Origin of the sequence: Geminicoccus flavidas, assembly GCF_009806515.1 — a bacterium.
In the GTDB taxonomy this organism is placed as follows: Bacteria; Pseudomonadota; Alphaproteobacteria; order Geminicoccales; family Geminicoccaceae; genus Geminicoccus; species Geminicoccus flavidus.
Genome location: NZ_WUJP01000535.1, coordinates 1 through 4,202 on the forward strand (window position 1 = coordinate 1; position 4,202 = coordinate 4,202).

4 protein-coding genes are annotated in these 4,202 nt (G+C 68.5%); 2 read left to right on the forward strand and 2 right to left on the reverse strand.

Features of this window, described 5'->3' with window-relative positions; translation table 11 throughout:
* The coding region (locus EQG76_RS15100) for an LbetaH domain-containing protein (RefSeq protein WP_159714885.1) at positions 1–500 on the reverse strand (500 nt) is incomplete at its 3' end.
* 132 nt (positions 501–632) lie between these two features.
* Between EQG76_RS15100 and EQG76_RS15105 the strand changes: the two genes are divergently transcribed.
* On the forward strand, positions 633–1,544 hold the full coding sequence (locus EQG76_RS15105) for a glycosyltransferase family 2 protein (protein WP_159714887.1): 912 nt from the start codon (positions 633–635) through the stop codon (positions 1,542–1,544).
* Positions 1,541–2,818 (forward strand): glycosyltransferase, encoded by a 1,278-nt coding sequence (locus tag EQG76_RS15110; protein ID WP_159714889.1) that lies wholly within the window; start codon positions 1,541–1,543, stop codon positions 2,816–2,818. Before EQG76_RS15105 ends, EQG76_RS15110 begins: the two co-directional genes overlap by 4 nt.
* On the opposite strand, the gene EQG76_RS15115 is transcribed toward EQG76_RS15110, so the two are convergent.
* A partial coding sequence (locus EQG76_RS15115) for a capsule biosynthesis protein (RefSeq protein WP_200840836.1) occupies positions 2,804–4,202 on the reverse strand: 1,399 nt, incomplete at its 5' end. The genes EQG76_RS15110 and EQG76_RS15115 overlap by 15 nt on opposite strands.

Below are 4,202 nucleotides of genomic sequence, written 5' to 3' on the forward strand. Positions count from 1 at the left end.
CGGCCGATGGTCACCGGTGCATGAGCGATCCGATAGTCGGTGTTCTTCGACAAGCCCAGGATCTTCGCGAAGTGGCGCTCGCGCTCCTCCGCGTCGATCGGATGGGTGTTGTTGTCGAACACCTGCACGCCATGAGCGAACAGGGTGCCGTCGCCGATCTGGATGTGGTTCATCGCCGAGATCAGCACGCCGTCGCCGAAATAGCAGCGCTCGCCGACCGTGAGCCGGCCGGTGGGCTCCAGGCGCATGATGGCGCGGCTGACGGTGTGGCGGCCGATGCGGACGGCCTCGCGCTTGTTGCGGTTGACCAGCCGGGCATCCAGGCCCAGCCGGATGTCCGGGCCGAGCTGGCCCGCCCCATGGAAGGAGCGCCAAACCGCCTGCAGCCGGCGTGCGGCGGCAAGCGAGCGCGTCATCTTGAGGGCGGCAATAAAGCCGGACGGCTCCAGGAAGACGGGCCCGTCGGCGAACGCATGGTCAAAGGGAGAGAGTGCCGGCATGCGGCCTGATGACCGTTCGCGAGGGGGTGGATCTTCGCCCGGGCGCCAAATGGTCGGCGCGGATGGCGTCTCATCGCGAGAGGTTCTAGACGGGCACGGCAACCGGTTCAAGAACGCGAGTCTGTCCTGCTCATGCGCCTGACCTGGCCGTTTGGCCGCGCCACGACCGAGGCCCCGTCGACCCAGCCCTCGACGCCCCAGCCTGCGGCGAACGAGCATCGGCCGACCGATCTGTCGAAGATCTCGGTGGTGCTGGGCACGCTCGACCGGCTGCATTTGCTGGTGCCCGCGATCGAGAGCGTGCGGGCGCAGAAGGTGCCGGCCGAGGTCGAGATCGTGGTGATCGATGGCGGCTCGATGGACGCGACCCTGCCCTGGCTCACCGCGCAGAAGGACATCATCACCATCGTCCAGCACAATCGCGGGGAATGGCAGGGCAAGCCCCTGCCAAGACGGAGCTGGGGCTTCTTCATGAACCTCGCGTTTCGCGCGGCCAATGCGGAGATCGTCTGCATGATCTCGGACGACTGCCTCTTGCTGCCGGGGGCACTCCAGGCGGGGCTCGACCGTCTGGCGGAGCTGGAGGCGCAAGGCGAGCGGGTAGGAGGCCTGGCCTTCCCGTTCCGCAACTGGCCGGACGACCAGCGCTTCTTCGTGGGCAGGACGCTGGGCGGGCGGATGATGGTGAACCACGGCTTCCTGCTGCGCCGGGCCATGGCGGATGTCGGCTGGATCGATGCCAAGGCCTACCGGTTCTACAAGGCTGACAGCGACCTCTGCCTGAAGATGTGGGACAAGGGCTGGACGATCCACGACGTCCCGGATGCCCATGTCGAGCACTATGTCGATCCTGGCGAAGCGCTGAGGGTGCAGAACAACACGACCATGGCGGCGGACCGGGACGTGTACGTGCAGCGCTGGAAGGATCTAGCGAAGCAGGAGCTGCCCTCCAGGCAGGAATATGACTGGCAGGATCCGGAAGCCACGGCGGACCGGGTGTTCGGGCCGATCCGGCAGCAGAGCCTGAAGGCGACCGCGTCGTGAGAATCGGGCTGCGCGTCCTGAGCAATCCCTTGTGGACCGGCGGCATCCACTACGTGCTGGCCTGGGCCACCGCCCTGTCCCGCCTGCCCGCCATCGAGCGGCCGGAGGTCGTGCTGCTGGTGGCCGACGAGCGTGGCCAGCCGATCGCGGAGGCCAACCGGCACCTGGCGGCGGCGGTCGAGCCGTTCGACCGGGCGGGCTTACTCGACCTGGACCTGGTCTATCCCGCCACCCAGCTGTTCGAGGCACCGACCGGTGCGCCCTGGGCCGGCTGGATCCCGGACTGGCAGTGCCGCTACCTGCCCGAGCTGTTCGACCAGGCAGAATATGCCCGCCGCGACCTGCATTTCCGGCTGCTGGCGACGCGCACGCCGGCGCTGGCCGTCTCCTCCGCGATGGCCGAGGCGGACACGCGCCGGATCGTCGGGGACGCCATGGTGCCAACCGTCCGCCTGCCCTTCCCGGCCCTGGTCGATCCGGGCGAGGTGGCAGCCCTGCCGCGTGCCGAGGAGGCGCCGGAGCGCTACCTGCTGATCTGCAATCAGTGGTGGCGGCACAAGAACCTGGAGCTGCCCGTGGAAGCTCTGGCGCGCTGCCGGGACCGGACGGTCCAGCTGGTTTTCACCGGCGAGACCAAGGACCCGCGCTGGCCGGACAATGAAGGGCGGATCCGGGGGCTAATCGAGCGGCACGGCCTGGTGGCGCGCTGCCACGTGCTGGGCCGCATCCCGCGCGTCACCCAGCTGGCCCTGCTGCGCGACTGCATCGCCGTGATCCAGCCGTCGCGGTTCGAGGGCTGGAGCTCGGTGGTGGAGGAGGCGAAGGTACTCGGTCGCCCTCTCCTCTTGGCGGAGTTCCCGGTCCACCGCGAGCAGGCGCCCGATGCCCGCTTCTTCGGCACGGACGACCCGGATGTGCTGGCCGCGGCGATGGACGATGCCTGGGCGGGACGGGTGGCACCGGTGCCCTTCGATGCCGAGGCCAACGTACTGGCCTGTGCCAGGCGGCTGGTCGATCTCGCCGGCATCACCCGCCAGCGCTACGACCGGCGCCGCCACGACCCGGGCGTGCTGCTGACTGACTTCGAGCGCGAGCTGGAGCGGCTCGCCGCCGACCCGGCCATGACCGACCTGGTCAAGCGCCAGCAGGGCGCCGTCCATGCCCTGCGCCGTCGGGAGTCGGCCCTGGACGCCGAGCGGGCGATGCGGGTGGAGGCGGCGCCGGCGACCTCCCTGCTCGGGCGGCTGAAAGGCTGGCTGTCAGGCGGCGGCTGACGCCGGTTCGGCGTCGTGCAGGCCCAGCTTCTCGGCGGGATAGACGAACGGCTTCCCGTTCAGGATGCCCTCGCAGATCACGTCCAAGCCCGGATGGTGGCCCGGCATCAGCTCCTCAAGGCTGGTGATGCCCAGGTCGTACATGGCCTTGGACTTGGATGGCACCAGGAAGGGCAGCGGCAGCATCCGCCGGAAGAAGAAGTGGTAGGCGTACATCCGCGCACGCCGGACCGTCGCCGCGTCCAGCCGCCGGCCGAACGGCAGCCCGCCCAGGATCTCGCGATAGTGCTCGACCGAACGGGCGTCGGTGGTGAGACCTTTGTTGCGGATCCAGGCCTCGCCCGCGACGATCACCGGGATGCCGAGCGAGGTCAGCTCCACACCGGTCTTGGTGCCGTACACGATCGCCGAATCGCACAGCAGCATGGCCGCATAGGTGCTGACCTGCTCCTCCGGCCCGATCACATGGACGTTGGGCGGCAGGACCGGGAAGGCCTTGGCGATCTCGTCCACCGCCTTCTGCCGGGCTGGCACCGTGCCCCGGATCTCGGCCGGGTGGACCCGGATCAGCAGCTGCAGCTCCGGGTGCTCCGCGAACCAGCGCACCGTCTCGATCAGCCAGGCGCCCATGTTGGGGAAGGCATTGGCCGGATAGTGGAGCTGCGCGTCCCAGAACACGTTGGTGAGGCAGCCGATGATCGGCTTGGTTCGGTCGATCCTGCGCTCGGCGATCAGCTTCTCGACGTCCTCGTCGGGCTTCTCATGGAACCAGATCCAGTCGCGCGTGCCCGACCAGCGGCTCTTGAGATAGTCGAGGATCAGCTGCTCCTGCGTGTCGTCGAACGGCAGGTTCTCCCACTCAGACACCGGCTCGTCCATGAGCGTATGGTGGTAGGTGTCGTGGTGGCTGAAGATGAAGCAGTTCTTGCGGTACGCCGCGACCCAGTTGGCGACGTGGACGCCTTGCCTGCGGCAGGCCTCGCCGACGATGCCCTGCGGGACGTAGATGCCATGGTGGAACGCGGCAGCGTCGATCCGCTCCTTGGCGAACAGCGCCTGCATAGCGAACGCCGTGATCAGTGACGCCTCGAAATAGCGGCGCAGCACCGGCTCGCCCAGGGGCTCGTTCTCGAGCGTGCCGCGGGCGAAGAAGCGCAGAGCACCGGCCTTGGCGTGGTCGCCCACCGCCATCCCGTCCAGCACATAGGTCGGGATCTGATCGGCCGGAAGGGTCTCGGCGAGGCGACGCGCCTCGGCCTTGGCCCGGTCATCACACAGTGTGCCGAGCGTGTGATGCTCGATCGGCAGCTGCTCGAACACCATCGAGCCGGTCTTGAAGCAGTGCTTGCACAGCCGCTCGGCCAGGCGACGGTCGGCCAGGTCC

Bases quoted from the DNA above. Each gene is read 5' to 3' on its own strand.
- EQG76_RS15105 (WP_159714887.1), top strand. From the start codon at position 633: ATGCGCCTGACCTGGCCGTTTGGCCGCGCCACGACCGAGGCCCCGTCG.